Origin of the sequence: Microbacterium sp. lyk4-40-TSB-66, from assembly GCF_030209475.1 — a bacterium.
GTDB lineage: Bacteria > Actinomycetota > Actinomycetes > Actinomycetales > Microbacteriaceae > Microbacterium.
This window is the reverse complement of the sequence record NZ_JARVRW010000006.1, coordinates 1-15,830: the sequence shown is the minus strand read 5'-3', so window position 1 is coordinate 15,830 and position 15,830 is coordinate 1. Positions and strand designations below refer to the sequence as shown.

The 15,830-nt window shown below is 70.0% G+C and carries 13 protein-coding genes; 7 read left to right on the top strand and 6 right to left on the bottom strand.

Annotation, left to right across the window (positions count from 1 at the left end):
• Positions 1-137: 137 nt before the first annotated feature.
• Positions 138-1,064, bottom strand: coding sequence for a proteasome assembly chaperone family protein (locus QRO03_RS10240; RefSeq protein ID WP_285137402.1), 927 nt, complete (start codon positions 1,062-1,064; stop codon positions 138-140).
• 84 nt (positions 1,065-1,148) lie between these two features.
• Between QRO03_RS10240 and QRO03_RS10235 the strand changes: the two genes are divergently transcribed.
• Genes QRO03_RS10235 through sucB form a run of 3 tightly spaced genes read left to right on the top strand, consistent with a single transcriptional unit; the run spans position 1,149 to position 5,782 of the window.
• Complete coding sequence (locus tag QRO03_RS10235; RefSeq protein WP_285137401.1) at positions 1,149-2,615, top strand: leucyl aminopeptidase; 1,467 nt, start codon at positions 1,149-1,151, stop codon at positions 2,613-2,615.
• Positions 2,612-3,985: a dihydrolipoyl dehydrogenase gene (lpdA, locus tag QRO03_RS10230; protein ID WP_285137400.1), complete on the top strand. Its 1,374-nt coding sequence runs from the start codon at positions 2,612-2,614 to the stop codon at positions 3,983-3,985. Before QRO03_RS10235 ends, lpdA begins: the two co-directional genes overlap by 4 nt.
• A gap of 54 nt (positions 3,986-4,039) precedes the next feature.
• On the top strand, positions 4,040-5,782 hold the full coding sequence (sucB, locus tag QRO03_RS10225; RefSeq protein ID WP_285137399.1) for a 2-oxoglutarate dehydrogenase, E2 component, dihydrolipoamide succinyltransferase: 1,743 nt from the start codon (positions 4,040-4,042) through the stop codon (positions 5,780-5,782).
• A gap of 17 nt (positions 5,783-5,799) precedes the next feature.
• Here the strand turns inward: sucB and QRO03_RS10220 are convergent, their stop codons facing one another.
• On the bottom strand, positions 5,800-6,903 hold the full coding sequence (locus tag QRO03_RS10220; RefSeq protein ID WP_285137398.1) for a hypothetical protein: 1,104 nt from the start codon (positions 6,901-6,903) through the stop codon (positions 5,800-5,802).
• A gap of 118 nt (positions 6,904-7,021) precedes the next feature.
• On the opposite strand from QRO03_RS10220, the gene QRO03_RS10215 reads away from it, so the two are divergent.
• A complete protein-coding gene (locus QRO03_RS10215) occupies positions 7,022-7,732 on the top strand; it encodes a DUF4191 domain-containing protein (RefSeq protein WP_285137397.1) in 711 nt (236 codons plus the stop codon).
• Between the two features lie 56 nt (positions 7,733-7,788).
• On the opposite strand, the gene QRO03_RS10210 is transcribed toward QRO03_RS10215, so the two are convergent.
• A complete protein-coding gene (locus QRO03_RS10210) occupies positions 7,789-8,217 on the bottom strand; it encodes an RDD family protein (protein WP_285137396.1) in 429 nt (142 codons plus the stop codon).
• A gap of 133 nt (positions 8,218-8,350) precedes the next feature.
• Between QRO03_RS10210 and glnA the strand changes: the two genes are divergently transcribed.
• Positions 8,351-9,775 carry a type I glutamate--ammonia ligase gene (glnA, locus tag QRO03_RS10205; RefSeq protein ID WP_055954603.1) on the top strand — a complete coding sequence of 475 codons (1,425 nt, stop codon included), beginning with the start codon at positions 8,351-8,353 and terminating at the stop codon, positions 9,773-9,775.
• 243 nt (positions 9,776-10,018) lie between these two features.
• Here the strand turns inward: glnA and QRO03_RS10200 are convergent, their stop codons facing one another.
• Together QRO03_RS10200 and QRO03_RS10195 are read right to left on the bottom strand one after the other, a co-directional pair.
• Positions 10,019-11,023 carry a hypothetical protein gene (locus QRO03_RS10200; RefSeq protein ID WP_285137395.1) on the bottom strand — a complete coding sequence of 335 codons (1,005 nt, stop codon included), beginning with the start codon at positions 11,021-11,023 and terminating at the stop codon, positions 10,019-10,021.
• 82 nt (positions 11,024-11,105) lie between these two features.
• Entirely contained in the window at positions 11,106-11,513 is a 408-nt protein-coding gene (locus QRO03_RS10195) for a hypothetical protein (protein WP_285137394.1), read from the bottom strand.
• Between the two features lie 162 nt (positions 11,514-11,675).
• Between QRO03_RS10195 and phoA the strand changes: the two genes are divergently transcribed.
• Positions 11,676-13,577, top strand: coding sequence for an alkaline phosphatase (gene phoA, locus QRO03_RS10190; protein WP_285137393.1), 1,902 nt, complete (start codon positions 11,676-11,678; stop codon positions 13,575-13,577).
• A gap of 51 nt (positions 13,578-13,628) precedes the next feature.
• Here phoA and QRO03_RS10185 read toward each other — a convergent pair whose 3' ends face one another.
• Positions 13,629-13,940: a DUF2277 domain-containing protein gene (locus QRO03_RS10185; protein ID WP_285137392.1), complete on the bottom strand. Its 312-nt coding sequence runs from the start codon at positions 13,938-13,940 to the stop codon at positions 13,629-13,631.
• 108 nt (positions 13,941-14,048) lie between these two features.
• On the opposite strand from QRO03_RS10185, the gene QRO03_RS10180 reads away from it, so the two are divergent.
• Entirely contained in the window at positions 14,049-15,746 is a 1,698-nt protein-coding gene (locus QRO03_RS10180) for a long-chain-fatty-acid--CoA ligase (RefSeq protein WP_285137391.1), read from the top strand.
• The last annotated feature ends 84 nt before the right edge of the window (positions 15,747-15,830 follow it).

The following is a 15,830-nucleotide window of genomic DNA, read 5'->3' as shown; positions in this document are numbered from 1 at the left end:
CACCCTCGGACCGGGACTTGACGCGGACCGGGGATCTATGCGTAGACAACGCCGACGCGCCGACGGGCATTCCCGGATGCCGGGACTCAGCATCCGGAATCCGCTCAGCGTCGTCGGCGGCGAACCGACGTGGCGACTCAGCCGAGCTTGCCGCGGCGGTCGTCGTCGCCGGGACGTGTCGCGAGGAAGCGCTCCAACTCCGCAGCCAGCTCGTCGGCGCTGGGCAGATCACCGGTGTGGATGATCGGCGTCGCCTGGGTCGAGCCCGCCATGTAGGCGTCGTAGCGCTCTTCGAGGTTCTCGAGCATGCGCGTCAGCTCGTCGCTGGCCTCGACCTGCTCGGTGACCTTCGTGAGGAATTCGCGATTCTCCTCCCGCAACACCTCTCCCGAGAACTCGAGGCCGGTCGCCGCGGTGAGGCTGTCGAGAGCGGCGAGGGCAGCAGCGGGGTACTCGGTGTCGCCCAGATAGTGGGGAACGAGCAGGGCGAAGCCGACGACCTTGGCTCCGGCCTCCGCGAAGCGGTATTCGAGGAGGTGTCCCGCCGTCGACGGCACCTGCGTGTGGGGGCGCCACACCGAGTGGGCCTCCGCGAGGTCGGGACGGGTTCCGCTGACCGTCGTGCCGATCGGGCGGGTGTGCGGGACGGGCATGGGGATCGCGTGCACCCACGTGACGGACGACACCTGAAGCCCGGCCGCGAGTTCGAGCACCGACTCGGCGAATGCCTCCCAGAGGAAGTCGGGCTCGTAGCCGGCCAACAGGAGGAACGGCTGGCCCGTCGAATCGTGCGCGAGCGACAGCTCGAGACGCGCGGGACGGTAGTCGGTGAGGTGGTCCTCGACGAAGGTGATGACCGGTCGACGCGCGCGGTAGTCGAGCAGCACATCGTTGTCGAAGACGACCACGGGGTTGGGCTCGAGGTCATTGCGGAAGTATTCGACCAACCGCGTCACGGCGCCGCCGGCGTCGGTGAAACCGGTGAGCGCGATCACCAGCGGCAGACCCGAGGGAACGGGCGGGGCCGCGGGAGCACGGTCGTACAGCGGTGCGGATACGGGCATGGTTCCACCTTACGAGCGCTCCCGGCGAGCAGGTGGCGGTGCGTCCCGCTGCTAGCGAACACGCGCGAACCTAGGATGGACATCATGCCCTTCCCCTCTGTGGCGTACACCGACGCCCCCGTTCTCGAGTCCGATGCCGATGCGATCCTGTTGATCGTCCCGACTGTTTCGGAGGGGGCACCGGATCCCGACGGATGGGACGGCCTCGGCGGCGCGCTGTCGGCCGTGGGCTTCACGGGTGCGACCGGCTCCTTCCAGCGCGTGCACGTACCCGGCGTCGACACGCCGGTGGCGGTCGTGGGCGCGGGCACCGATCCGGGTGAGGCGGCGCTGCGGGATGCCGCGGGCACCGGCGTTCGTCAGCTCACCGGGTTCTCGCACGTCGCGGTCCAGGCCCTCGTCGATTCGCCGTGGCGTCCGCTGGCCGAGGGCGCGGCACTCGGCGGCTACCGCTTCGACGACTACAAGAAGAAGTCCGCGAAAGCGCGCGCAGCGCGCGTCAGCGTCGTGGCTTCCGCGGCGCCGTCCGATGCCGACACCGCCGCCGTCGCCGCCGTCTCCGGTGCCGTGGCGCTGGTCAAGGACCTCGTGACGACCCCGGCCGAGTGGCTCGGACCCGCTGACTTCGCCGACGCCGCCGTCAAGGCCGTCGAGGGACTCCCCGTCGAGGTCGAGGTGCTCGATGAGGCGGCCCTGCGCGAAGGCGGGTACGGCGGCATCCTGGGCGTCGGGCAGGGCTCCGACCGTCCGCCCCGCCTGGTGCGTCTGGACTACTCCCCCGCCGGCGCCGAGCGTCACGTCGCTCTCGTCGGCAAGGGCATCACCTTCGACACCGGCGGACTGTCGCTGAAGCCCGCGGCATCCATGGTCGGGATGAAGTACGACATGTGCGGGGCTGCAACCGTCCTCGCGGTGCTGAAGGCCGCCGCCGAGATGAGCCTGCCGGTCAGGGTCAGCGCGTGGCTGTGCATCGCCGACAACATGCCGTCCGGCCGGGCCATCCGCCCCGGAGACGTACTGCGCACACTCGACGGCACCACCGTGGAGGTGCTGAACACCGACGCGGAGGGGCGCCTCGTCCTCGCCGACGGATTGGCCGCCGCCAGCCGCGAGAAGCCCGACCTCATCGTCGACGTGGCCACGCTGACCGGTGCCATCACGGTCGCTCTCGGCAATCGTCACACCGGTGTGATGGGCGACGACGACGCTGTGGCGGACTACCTCGCGGCTGCCGGCCGCGCCTCCGAGCTGGCGTGGCAGCTGCCGTTGCCCGACCACATGGTCGACGACCTCGACTCCCCCATCGCCGATCTGCAGAACGCCAAGATCGGCGACCCCGCGGGCGGCTCGCTCTTCGCGGGCCTCTTCCTGCGGCACTTCGTGGGTCGTGTCTCCGAGGATGCCGACGCCGCGCGCATCCCCTGGGTGCACCTCGACATCGCCGGTGTCGGAATGAACAAGTCTGCGCCGTTCGGCTACACCGACAAGGGTGTGACCGGCGCGACGGTCCGTTCGCTCGTCGAGATGCTCTCCGCCGAGGCTGCACGGTGACCGACTACACGGCGGACGTCGTCGTGCTGGGTGGCGGAAGCGGCGGGTACGCCGCGGCGATCCGTCTCGCCGAGCTCGGAAAAGACGTCGTGATCGTCGAAAAGGACAAACTCGGCGGCACGTGCCTGCACCGCGGATGCATCCCCACCAAGGCCCTGCTGCATGCGGGCGAGGTGGCCGACGCCGCCCGGGGAGCCGCAGACATCGGCGTCGATGTCACCCTCGGGGGGATCGACCCCGTTCGCGTGCGTGCATACCGCGAGGGCATCGTCGCGAAGAAGTTCAAGGGCCTCGAGGGTCTCATCGCGACCCGCGGGATCCGCGTCGTGTCCGGTGAGGGCGCGCTCGTAGCCGGTCCCGCGGTCCGCGTCGGCGACGACCTGTACCGGGGCACCGACGTCATCCTGGCCACCGGCTCGTACAGCCGGAGTCTGCCGGGCCTCGAGATCGGCGGCCGCGTGCTCACGAGCGAGCAGGCGCTGGATCTCGACGTCATCCCCGAGCGCGTCGTGGTGCTGGGCGGCGGCGTCATCGGCGTCGAATTCGCGAGCGTGTGGCGCTCGTTCGGCGTCGAGGTCACGATCGTGGAGGCGCTGCCGCATCTGCTGCCCGCCGAGGACGTCTCGTCGAGCAAGGCGCTGGAACGGGCGTTCCGCAAGCGCGGGATCTCGTTCCAGCTCGGTCGTCGCTTCGCCTCGCTCTCGCAGACCGCGGATGCCGCGACCGTCACCCTCGACGACGGATCGGAGCTCGTGGCCGACTACGTCCTCGTCGCCGTCGGGCGCGGACCCGTCACGGCGGGACTGGGCTACGAAGAGGCGGGAGTCGTGCTCGAGCGGGGCTTCGTGCAGACCGACGACCGTCTGCGTACTGCATCCGCACACGTCTGGGCCGTGGGTGACATCGTGCCCGGCCTGCAGCTCGCCCACCGTGGGTTCCAGCAGGGCATCTTCGTCGCCGAGGAGATCGCGGGCCTGTCGCCCGTGCTCGTGCCCGACGTGGATGTTCCCCGCGTCGCCTACTCGCACCCCGAAGTGGCCTCTGTCGGACTCACCGAGGCGCAGGCCCAGGATCGTTATGGATCCGAGGCCGTGAAGGCGTACGAGTACAACCTGGCCGGCAACGGTCGAAGCGAGATCATCGGCACCTCGGGCATCGTCAAGATCGTCCGTCGCGTCGACGGGCCCGTCGTCGGGGCGCATCTCGTGGGCGATCGGGTGGGCGAGCTCATCTCGGAGGCGCAGCTCGCCGTCGGGTGGGAAGCGCACCCGGAGGACATCGCGCCGTTCGTCCACGCTCACCCCACCCAGAGCGAAGCGCTGGGCGAGGCCTTCCTGGCCCTCGCCGGCAAGCCCCTGCACGCACTCTGACCACAAACCGGTCACTAAGCTAGATACCGCATCCGGTACGAAGGAGAACTATTCATGAGCACTTCCGTCGTCCTCCCCGCTCTCGGCGAGAGCGTCACCGAGGGAACGGTCACCCGCTGGCTCAAGCAGGTCGGTGACACCGTCCAGGAGGACGAGGGTCTGCTGGAGATCTCGACCGACAAAGTCGACACCGAGATCCCCTCGCCCGTCGCGGGCGTGATCGAAGAGATCCTCGTCCAGGAAGACGAGACCGTCGAGGTCGGAGCCGTCCTCGCCAAGATCGGTGACGGCTCGGGCGCATCGTCCTCCGACGACGCCCCCCAGGCCGCTCCTGCCGAAGAGGCGTCGGCTCCCGCCGAGGAGGCCGCTCCCGCACAGCAGGCCGCGCCCGCCGAGTCCGCGCCGGCCGAGCAGTCGGCTCCGGCCGCCGGCGGCGACTCGACCGAGGTCACGCTGCCCGAGTTGGGCGAGAGCGTGACCGAGGGCACGGTGACCCGCTGGCTGAAGGCCGTCGGCGATGACGTCGCCGTCGACGAGCCGCTGCTCGAGATCTCGACCGACAAGGTCGACACCGAGATCCCCTCACCTGTCGCGGGCACGCTGCAGGAGATCCTCGTGCAGGAAGACGAGACGGTCAACGTCGGCGCCGCCCTCGCCCGCATCGGCAGCGGTGCGGCCCCTGCCGCGCAGCCCGAGGCTCCCGCCGCGCCGGCCGCCGAAGAGAAGCCGGCCGAGCAGCCCGCCCCCGCGGCGGAGAAGCCGGCACCCGCTGAAGAGAAGCCTGCTGCACCGGCCCCCGCCGCGGACGCGAAGCCCGCCGCTCCGGCCGCGCAAGAGAAGCCCGCCGCGGCACCGGCAGCGTCGTCGAACGACGACGTCACCTACGTCACGCCTCTCGTGCGCCGTCTGGCGCAGCAGCAGGGCGTCGACCTGGCCTCTGTCACGGGCAGTGGCGTGGGCGGTCGGATCCGCAAGGAGGACGTGCTGAAGGCGGCTGAGGCTGCCAAGGCGGCGCCCGCCGCGTCGTCCGCCCCCGCGGCCGCCGCACCCGCTGCCGCTCCCGCCCCGGTGGAGGTCTCGCCGCTGCGCGGCACCACCCAGAAGATGTCGCGCCTGCGCAAGGTCATCGCCGAGCGGGCCGTCGCGTCGATGCAGGCGACGGCGCAGCTCACCACGGTCGTCGAGGTCGACGTGACGAAGGTCGCCGCTCTCCGCGACCGCATGAAGGGCGAGTTCCAGCAGAAGACGGGCGACAAGCTGTCGTTCCTGCCGTTCTTCGCCATCGCGGCCATCGAGGCGCTGAAGTCGTTCCCGATCATCAACTCCACGGTCGAGGGTGACGAGATCGTCTACCCCGCTCAGGAGAACGTCGCGATCGCGGTCGACACCGAGCGCGGCCTGCTGACGCCGGTCATCAAGGAGGCGGGCGACAAGAACATCGCGCAGCTCGCTCGAGAGATCGCCGACCTCGCCGCGCGCACGCGTGACAACAAGCTGAAGCCCGACGAGCTCGCGGGCGGCACGTTCACGCTGACCAACACCGGTTCGCGCGGCGCGCTGTTCGACACGCCGATCGTCTTCCTGCCGCAGTCGGCCATCCTCGGCCTCGGTGCCGTCGTGAAGAAGCCGGGTGTCGTGTCGGTCGACGGCAAGGACGCGATCTCGGTGCGTTCGTACGTGTACCTCGCCCTGTCGTACGACCACCGCATCATCGACGGAGCCGACGCCGCCCGTTTCCTCGGCGCGGTCAAGGCACGCCTCGAGGCGGCGCAGTTCGAGGGCGACCTCGGCATCTGACACCGCTGAGAACCGGCTCATGATGGCTGGTCCGCGACCGTTTCGACGGCGCGGACCAGCCATCGGTCTTCCTGCCTGACGAGCGTCACGTACTGCGTGGTGGTGTCGACGCCGAGACGGACGACGACGACCCCGCCGAAGTCATCGATGAGCTGGATGTCGGCTGCTTCCGCGCCGGACACCAGGGGCTCGTGTGTGGACCCCGCGTCTTCTTCGTGCGCCGCCACGCACGCGGTGTCGCCGGCGCACCGACCAATCTCGGCGAAAAGATCACCGGCGACGCCGACCAGATCGCCGGACGACGTCGAGCGTTCCTGCTCCGGCTGCTCGGGCTCGCTCGCGGCGTCGTCGGGCGGTGCCGATGAAGACACCGGCGGCGGGGCGTGCGTCGTCTCCGTGTCGACGGCGGTGGCGGCCGGCGAGGGCGCATCCGCCGCCGGCGACTCGCCGATGGCGTGCGCGACCGACGGCCCGGGTGTCGACGTCGCCGACCCGTCGTGCGTCGGCCATACCAACAGGCCCGTCGCCACGATGACCGCACCGGCGGCGCACAACGTGCCGAAGCGGACGGCCGGCGAGCTGCGCCACCGTCTCCGCACGTCATGCAGCGCGTCGCGCACGGCGTCGGCGAGATCGGCGTCGACGAGCGCGAGCACGCGCGACGGCGCGCCCGGCGTCTCCGCCCACGCCGGCGTGGGCGGCGGCTCCACCACCGGGGTCAGCGGTCCGAGGACGAGCGGAATCGGGTGGGCGTGCTGGAAGAGCCGGCGCTCGACGGCGTCCCATTCTTTCGGCGGCAGGGTGAGCACGCTCTCCCGGGCGCGCGTCAGCATGTCGCGGGTGGCGTCGTCATCGGTGATCGCCGCGATCCGCTCGAGCATGTCGGCCGTGGCCGCGATGGCATCCGGGTCTCCTTCCTCCTCGTCGGCGACGGGACACCCGTCGGCCCGCAGCCACCATCGCGTTCCCGCGAATCGACCCGTCGCGTCACGGCAGCCGCGGAGGAGCGCGACGGCCGCGGTGACCGCCTCGCCCGCCGTGAACGCGACGGCGCTGCGGGCGCGACGCCGCAGGTAGGCGTCGAAGGGTTCGACCAGGACGGATGCCGCGGGACTGCTCATCCCCCGATGGTGGTCCAGGGGTCGCGCCGCCCGCGGCGCCGCAACGTCGGACCGGGGACGGATGACGCGTTCGAGACGCTGGGGAGGAGGGGGCGGCGGCGAAGATAGAATCGACCACATGGCCGCTCGTACTTCCACGCCCGAGAAGCGTCCGGGCTTCTTCTCACAGCTCAAGACCCTCTACACCTTCACCCAGAAGGAGTACCGGTGGCTGCCGTTCCTGCTGGCCGGCATCGTGCTGGTGGGCATCGCCCTCGGCGTGGTCGTCGGCTTCCTGATCCCGCCGCTGGCGGTGTGGAGCGTCATCCTTTGGGGTGTGACGGGCCTGCTGGCCGGCATCCTGGCCGCGATGATCACGATGACGCGCCTGTCGACTACGGCCATGTACAAGAAGATCGACGGAATGCCGGGTGCCACGGGCCACGTGCTGTCGTCGTCGCTCGGCCGCAACTGGCAGGCGTCCGAGACCCCGGTGGGCGTCAACCCGCGCACCCAGGAGGCTCTTTACCGCGCCATCGGCCGCGGCGGCGTCGTGCTCATCGGCGAAGGTAACCGCAACCGCCTCACCCGTCTCGTGGGCGAGGAGCGCGGTCGCGTCCAGCGCATCGCCTCCGGCGTACCGGTGACGGTGCTCTACATCGGGCACGGCGACGACGAGGTGCCGATCGCGAAGCTCGCCTCCACCATCAAGGGCCTGCCGAAGAAGGTGGACCGCGCCACGATGGCAGCCGTCATCAAGCGCGTGGCATCGGTCTCGCCGGGCCTGTCGTCGCTTCCGATCCCCAAGGGCGTCGATCCGACCAAGATGCGGTCGCCGCGTCCGCGTTGATCCTGACATGACGAAGGCCCCCGCCGTAGCGGGGGCCTTCGTCATGTACGTCGGTGTCAGGTGCGGACGAGGACGGTGCCGACGGCCTTGTCGTGCAGGCCCCGCTGATCGGCGTCCCACACCACGGCCGGGATGATCAGCCCCAGCAGCACGGTCCGCACGATCGGGCGCCACAGTCCCACCCATCCCCCGGATGCCAGCTCCAGGCGCATCCCCATGAGGCGGTGCCCGGGACTGCCGCCGATCAACGGGATGAAGAGGATCTGCACGGCGAAGAAGATGACGTTGGCTGCGATCGGGTTCGCGAACGGGACGCCGGTCACCGGGTCGGGTGTGGAGAAGAAGGCGAAACCGACCAGGCCGGCGCTGACGACGTCGATCAGCAGAGCGGCGATCCTGCGGCCGGGGCGGGCGATGGAGCCGCGCCCTTCGCGGGGAAGGCCCAGTCGCTGGCCCGGATAGTCGTGCTCGGAGGGTGCGCTCACGGCATCCAGAGTAATCGGGCCCGTGTAACACGCCCGAAACATGCGAGATATCGCCGAGACACCGGTTCTGTATAGGGTCGAGGAGGCTGGCCGAGGCCGGCACGATCCCGAATGTTCTACCTCTGGAGTCTTCATGTTCAAAGATTCGTCCGAGGTGCTCAAGTTCATCCAGGACGAGGACGTCAAGTTCCTCGACATCCGTTTCACGGATCTTCCTGGTGTGCAGCAGCACTTCAACATCCCCGCCTCGACCGTCGACGAGGAGTTCTTCACCGTCGGACAGCTGTTCGATGGCTCGTCGATCCGCGGGTTCGCGAACATCCACGAGTCCGACATGCAGCTCATCCCGGACGTGACGACGGCCTACGTCGATCAGTTCCGCGAGGCCAAGACCCTCGTGATGATCTTCGACATCTACAACCCGCGCAACGGCGAGATCTACTCGAAGGACCCGCGCCAGGTCGCCAAGAAGGCCGAGAAGTACCTCGCCTCCACGGGCATCGCCGACACGGCGTTCTTCGCCCCCGAGGCCGAGTTCTACATCTTCGACGACGTGCGCTACGAAGTGAAGCAGAACTCAAGCTTCTTCTCGGTCGACTCCGAGGAAGGCGCCTGGAACACCGGTCGCCAGGAAGAAGGCGGAAACCTCGCCAACAAGACCCCCTACAAGGGCGGTTACTTCCCGGTCTCGCCGGTCGACAAGACGGCCGACCTGCGCGACGACATCACCCTCAAGCTGATCGAGGCGGGCTTCGCGCTCGAGCGTTCGCACCACGAGGTCGGCACCGGTGGTCAGCAGGAGATCAACTACCGCTTCGACACGATGCTGCACGCGGCCGACGACATCCTGAAGTTCAAGTACATCGTCAAGAACACCGCCGAACTGTGGGGCAAGGTCGCGACCTTCATGCCCAAGCCGCTCTTCGGTGACAACGGCTCCGGTATGCACACCCACCAGTCGCTCTGGAACGACGGCAAGCCGCTGTTCTACGACGAGACCGGCTACGGCGGACTGTCCGACGTCGCCCGCTGGTACATCGGTGGTCTGCTCGCGCACGCCCCCGCCGTGCTCGCCTTCACCAACCCGACCCTCAACAGCTACCACCGTCTGGTGAAGGGCTTCGAGGCGCCGGTCAACCTGGTGTACTCGGCCGGTAACCGCTCCGCGGCCATCCGCATCCCGATCACGGGCACGAACCCCAAGGCCAAGCGCATCGAGTTCCGCGCCCCCGACGCCTCGGGCAACCCGTACCTCGCGTTCGCCGCGCAGCTCATGGCCGGCATCGACGGCATCAAGAACCGCATCGAGCCCCACGAGCCCGTCGACAAGGACCTCTACGAGCTCCCCGCCGAAGAGGCTGCGAACATCCCGCAGGTTCCGAACTCGCTGCTCGACTCGCTCGAGGCCCTGCGCGCCGACCACGAGTTCCTGCTCGCCGGTGGCGTCTTCACGCAGGAGCTCATCGACACCTGGATCGAGTACAAGATCGAGAACGAGATCCAGCCGATGGCTCAGCGCCCGCACCCCTTCGAGTACGAGCTGTACTTCGGGGTCTGATCGCCTCAGCATCACCGACGCCCGTCCCCGCCGTTTCGCGGGGGCGGGCGTCGTCGTTTCCGCGGGAGTCTGTCGTCATCGGGGACGCGACAGAGCCGGGGCCCTCGACCTGCGCGTCACCGGGTTGTTCCGACGGGTCGACGGCGACGGGAGACTGTTCCATCGGTACGCGGATCCCCTGCGCGAGCCGTCGCTCGTTCGACGCCGTGCATCGCCGCGTGGACGGAACGTCGATGCGATCGCTCAGCCGACGACGGTCACGGCGTGGCGACGCAGCGTGTCGCGGCTCACTCCGGTCATCTCCTGCACGGCACGCTGGCTCAGACCGGCGGTCTGCATCAGCGCGATCGCGACGTCGCGGCGGCGCCGCGGCGGGCACGACGCGAGGCGCTGCACGGCGGCAGCCTGCAAAGCGTCCTCCACGCTGATCTCGGTAACCGCCGCGAATCGTCTCGCGCGCTCCACCGCGAGGTGGATCGCGCGAGGGACTTCGCCGTGAAGGAGGGCCGCGGCGGTGCGCAGTGCGCGCGCGTCCACGTCGCCGAGCACGTCACGCAGCACAGTGGCGACCGCGGCGACGTCGAGCGGCCCCACCTCCACGACGGCGTCGACCGGGAGGCCCGCCGGCGGCTCCGTGGTCTCGATCAGGATGAGAGCCGACCCCGTCCGTGCCCGCAGGAGCGCGGCGAGAGCCTCGGGTCCGCGCGCGTTCGCATGCTCGACGTGGAGCGTCATCCCGGATGCCGTGGCGGTGGCGACGGTGTCGACGACACGCGCGAGCGGCACGTCGAGCGTTTCTGCGACATTGATCGTCGTCATCGCGCGTCCCCGGTGATGCGCCGTCCACCGCGCCCGGAGGGTCTTGCCCGCGCCCGATGGCCCGAGGAACATGACCGCTCCCCCCTCTTCGACGCGTCGTAGGACGGCGAGGAGCCGACACGACTCGCGCTCGTCCAACGACACGCGAGGTGCGGCGACCGCGCGCTCGACCGTCGAGAACGGGAACGACGGACGGGTGCGTCGCGCGGTGGGGCGGGGGGCCGTGCGGTCGAGGATTCTCGCGATCACCTCGGACGCCCCCTCACCGTCGTGATCGGCGATCTGCGCGAGTGTCGCGCGAGCGGAGGGGACGGTGGCGCGCAGAGCGAGTTCGACGATCTCGGCGAGATCGTCCGCGGCGAGGCGCACCTGGCGGCGCCCGCTCGAGGAGGATCGGGTGGTGCGGGGAAGGGCGGGGATGGCGGACACGAAGATACTCCCGGGCTGAGGTCGACACGGAGGGTCGTCGTGAGACGACCGCGGGCCGCCGCGGACGCGGCGGTGTGCGACCTCAGATGCGGGAGATGCCGGAGACGGTGAGGGGATGCCGTCGCGGCGGCGGCGCTCCCGAAGGCAGCGCTCCTTCACGGGTCACCGCGAGCGGACGGAGGCTCAGGACGACGAAGACGACGGTGGCGAGGACGAGCATCATCGCGTCGGTCGATCCATCGGCGGCCACCGCGTTGACGGCATCCGTGTCGACGGGCGGGACGAGCGCGGCATCCGGAACGTCGTCGTCGGCCGCGTGCAGGAGAGAGCCGACCGTGATGGCGCTGTGCGCGGTGCCCTCGTGATGACCGCCCGCTTCGTCGAAATGCGTGGTGGCCCAGGCGCAGAGGAGGAGGAAGACCGCCAGCGCCAGCCGGACCGCGCGCTCGGCGGCGCTCCGGTCGGACGGGCGGGATACGGCGACGGACATCGAGCCGAGCCTAGGTGGCGGCATCCGGCGGGTGAACACCGGTGGGCGATTGACTACCGTCTGGACACCTGATCTTCACCTGGGCATCGCGAGGGGGTGACCACCGCGCGGTGGGCTTGCCCTGCGGTCGACGACCGCCTCGATCTGACGAAGGACTCCCCCATGGACTCTCGCACTTCCCGACGCCTCCGCGCGGCCGCCGCTTCGGTGGCCGTCGCGCTGGCGGCCTCGACCTCCATCGGCCTCACCGCCGCCCCCGCCCTCGCCGCGACGCCGGACATCACCGAGCACGGTGGCGCTGCGCGCAACGACGGCGACATGACCGACGCGCTGCGCGAGTCGATCGTCGACGGTCCCGCCAAGAACGTCATCCTGCTGATCGGCGACGGCATGGGCGACTCCGAGATCACCGTCGCGCGCGACTACGCGGAGGGCGCCGCCGGACGCTTCGCCGGCATCGACGCGCTCCCGTTGACGGGGCAGTACACGACGTACTCGATCGACGAGGAGGGCAAGCCCAACTACGCTTCCGAGTCGGCCTCGACCGCCAGCGCCTGGTCGACGGGCACCAAGACCGTGAACGGTCGCCTCAGCGTCGACGTCGCCAACACGCCGCAGGCCACGCTGCTGGAGATCGCCAAGGCCAACGGCCTGAAGACCGGCAACGTCTCGACCGCGGAGATCCAGGATGCCACGCCGGGCGCACAGATCGCCCACATCTCGGCCCGCGGATGCTACGGCCCTGAGCAGACGTCGAAGAACTGCTCCGCGGAGGCGCTCGAGAACGGCGGCCTCGGCTCGATCAGCGAGCAGCTGCTGAACGTGCGACCGGACGTGACCCTCAGCGGCGGCGCGGCGAGCTTCGCGCAGACGGCGAAGGCGGGCCCCTGGGAGGGGCGGACGCTCTCGGAGCAGGCGCGCGAGCGCGGATACGCCCTCGTGGACGACGCCGCCGGACTGGACGCGATCACGACGGCGGACGCCGACCGGCCCCTGCTCGGGCTGTTCTCCGAAGGCAACTTCCCCGTCCGCTGGAACGGTCCCGCCGCGACCGATCTGACCGCCGGTGGCGAGCTGCCCGCTCCCGTCTCGTGCACCGAGAACCCCGATCGCCTCGCGACGGGTCTGTCGCTCGCGTCGCTGACCTCTAAGGCGATCGACCTGCTCGACAACGACAAGGGCTTCTTCCTGCAGGTGGAGGGCGCGAGCATCGACAAGCAGGACCACGCCGCGAACGCGTGCGGGCAGATCGGTGAGACGGTCGACCTCGACGAGGCCGTGCAGGTCGCCCTCGACTTCGCGCGCACGCAGGGCGACACCCTCGTCGTCGTCACGGCGGACCACGCCCACACGAGCCAGATCGTGGGCTCGGCCATCCCGGGTCTGAATACCCACCTGCTGACGGCCGACGGCCAGCCCCTGATCGTCGCGTACGGCACGTCGCCGGCCGGTGGCTCGCAGCAGCACACCGGCTCCCAGGTGCGCATCGCCGGGTACGGACCGGGAGCGGCGAACGTGGTCGGTCTCACCGACCAGACCGATCTCTTCTTCACCGCGGCGAACGGTCTCGCCCTGTCGCAGGACCTCGCGGCGCTCAGTGCGCGTGCGACGGTGAGCGTGGCCGCCGAGGTCCGTCCCGGCGACCCGCTCACGGTGGCGGCCGACGGCTTCGCGGCCGACTGGCAGCTCGCCGGTGCGGTGTCGACGTCGGGTGAGCTCGGGCAGCGCGACGCGCTGCGTGGCTCCGCGCGCTTCACGACCACGGCCCCGACGGCCGAGGGCACCTACGAGGTGACCGTCCGCGGCGCACAGACCGGTGTCGTCAAGACCGCGTCGTTCCGCGTGTCCGCCTCGGCGGCCCCGGCGCCGACGACCACCCCCACTCCCCTGCCCTCGCCCACAGCCGGTGCGGGCGCTGCGGGAACGGGGCAGAACGGCAACGGCTCGCCGCTCGCGATGACCGGTGCGGCTCTGCCGCTCGGTGCCGTCGTGCTGGCGATGGGACTGCTCGCCGCTGGCGTGACCCTGCGTCTGCGCCGTCGTCGCCGCGCGGAATTCGTCTGATCCGACCGCTGATGCCCGTCCCCGCACACGCGGGGGCGGGCGTCGTGGCGTTCAAGCGGTGCGCTCGGCGCGCTTCTGCTCCTGGAACACCCGGATCGCCTCGTAGCGTTCGGCCGAACGCGCCTGGCGTTTGGCGGCCTCGACCTCGCGCACCTTCGGCGGCGCCGCGGTCACGAGGTCGTCGAGCAATTGCCGGACGGATGCCGCGATCTCGGCCACGGCGTGATCGAAGACCGCCTCATTGGCACGCGATGGCGTCGTCGTCCCCACGATCTTGCGCACGAACTGCAGGGCGGCATCGTGACATTCGGCATCCGTCGCCGGGGGCGTGAAGTTGTGCAGAGGGATGATGTTGCGGCACATGCCCCACAGGGTAGGCCGATCGGGGGCGCAGGGCGAGAGGGACGACCGGATGGGTCCATCCCCGTCAAGCGGCGCCGCGATGTCGGAGGGGCTTGGAAGGATGGAGGTATGCCGGAGTCTCCTTACGCCTCGCGTCCGTGGTCGACCTCGTACGCCGAGGGCGTCCCGCTCGACATCGACACGCCCTCGCAGACCCTGCCCGAGATGATGGCGGCCTCCGTCTCGGCGTACGGCAAGAAGGTGGCGCTCGAGTTCTTCGGCGCGCAGACGACCTACGCGGAGCTCGGCGATGACATCTCGCGGGCGGCCGAGGGACTCCGCCGCCTGGGGGTGCGTGCCGGTGATCGGGTCGCGCTCGTGCTCCCCAACTGCCCACAGCATGTCGTGGCGTTCTACGCGGCACTGCGCCTGGGGGCCATCGTCATCGAGCACAACCCGCTGTACACGGCGCGTGAGCTGCGCCACCAGTTCGAAGACCACGGGGCGCGCTTCGCGATCGTGTGGAACAAGCTCGCCGACACCGTGGCCGACTTCCCGTCCGACCTCGCGCTCGAGCACATCGTGAGCGTCGACATCACCGCCGCGTTCCCGCTCGCCAAGCGGCTCGCGCTGCGTCTGCCGGTCGCCAAGGCCCGCACGGCACGCGCGCAGCTGACCGCGACGCCGCAGTCGAAGCGTCCGAGCCGCTGGGAGAAACTCCTGACCCGTGGCACGTTGTCGAGAAAGCACCCCGGCCCGCGAGTCGATGACATCGCTCTGCTGCAGTACACCAGTGGCACGACGGGGACCCCTAAGGGGGCGATCCTGACCCACGCCAACCTGCGGGCGAACGCGATGCAGGGGCGGGCGTGGGTACCGGGGCTCCACGACGGCGAAGAGACGTTCTACGCCGTGCTACCGCTGTTCCACGCGTACGGCCTGACGCTGTGTCTGACCTTCGCGATGAGTATCGGCGCGAAGCTCGTGCTCTTCCCCAAGTACGACCTCGATCTGGTGGCCGCGGCCGCGAAGAAGAGTCCGCCGACCTTCCTGCCCGCGGTCCCACCGATCTACGACCAGTTGGCCCGCGCCGCCGCGCGCGGCTCGATCGACCTGACGACCGTACGATTCGCCATTTCCGGTGCGATGAGCCTGCCGGTCGCGACCGTCGACCGTTGGGAGCAGGCCACCGGCGGGCTGCTCGTCGAGGGCTACGGCATGACCGAGTCGTCGCCGGTCGCCGTGGGCAACCCCATCGGCCCCTCGCGGCGTCCGGGCACGGTCGGTGTGCCGTTCCCGAGCACCGAGATCCGCATCGTCGATCCCGAGAACCCGACCGTCGATCGTGCGCTCGGAGAGGCGGGTGAGCTGCTGCTGCGCGGTCCCCAGGTCTTCCGGGGGTACTGGCAGCGCCCGGCCGACACCGCCGACACCCTGTTGCCCGGCGGATGGCTTCGCACTGGCGACATCGCGACGGTGTCCTCCGACGGGTTCGTCACCATCGTCGACCGGTTGAAGGAGATCATCATCACCGGCGGCTTCAACGTGGCGCCGACCGAGGTCGAAGACGTGCTCACCTCGCATCCCGACATCGAGAGCGCCGCGGTCGTCGCTCTACCCAAATCGAGCGGCGGAGAAGACGTCGCCGCCGCAATCGTCGTCCGCGACGGCGTCGACATCTCGTCGGAGGCCGTGCGCGACTACTGCAAGACGCGATTGGCGGCCTACAAGGTGCCGCGTCGGATCGTGGTCGTCGACGACCTCCCGCGCTCGCTCATCGGCAAGGTCCTGCGCCGTGAGGTGCGTGAGCGGCTCATGTCGTCGTGAGTCGCAAGGTCCTGCGCGGTGAGGTGCGTGAGCGACTCATGTCATCGTGAGTCGCAAGGTCCTGCGCGGTGAGGTGCGCGAGCG

Bases quoted from the DNA above. Each gene is read 5' to 3' on its own strand.
- QRO03_RS10180 (WP_285137391.1), top strand. From the start codon at position 14,049: ATGCCGGAGTCTCCTTACGCCTCGCGTCCGTGGTCGACCTCGTACGCC.
- phoA (WP_285137393.1), top strand. From the start codon at position 11,676: ATGGACTCTCGCACTTCCCGACGCCTCCGCGCGGCCGCCGCTTCGGTG.
- glnA (WP_055954603.1), top strand. From the start codon at position 8,351: ATGTTCAAAGATTCGTCCGAGGTGCTCAAGTTCATCCAGGACGAGGAC.
- QRO03_RS10235 (WP_285137401.1), top strand. From the start codon at position 1,149: ATGCCCTTCCCCTCTGTGGCGTACACCGACGCCCCCGTTCTCGAGTCC.
- QRO03_RS10215 (WP_285137397.1), top strand. From the start codon at position 7,022: ATGGCCGCTCGTACTTCCACGCCCGAGAAGCGTCCGGGCTTCTTCTCA.
- QRO03_RS10240 (WP_285137402.1), bottom strand. From the start codon at position 1,064: ATGCCCGTATCCGCACCGCTGTACGACCGTGCTCCCGCGGCCCCGCCC.
- QRO03_RS10195 (WP_285137394.1), bottom strand. From the start codon at position 11,513: ATGTCCGTCGCCGTATCCCGCCCGTCCGACCGGAGCGCCGCCGAGCGC.
- QRO03_RS10220 (WP_285137398.1), bottom strand. From the start codon at position 6,903: ATGAGCAGTCCCGCGGCATCCGTCCTGGTCGAACCCTTCGACGCCTAC.
- sucB (WP_285137399.1), top strand. From the start codon at position 4,040: ATGAGCACTTCCGTCGTCCTCCCCGCTCTCGGCGAGAGCGTCACCGAG.
- QRO03_RS10185 (WP_285137392.1), bottom strand. From the start codon at position 13,940: ATGTGCCGCAACATCATCCCTCTGCACAACTTCACGCCCCCGGCGACG.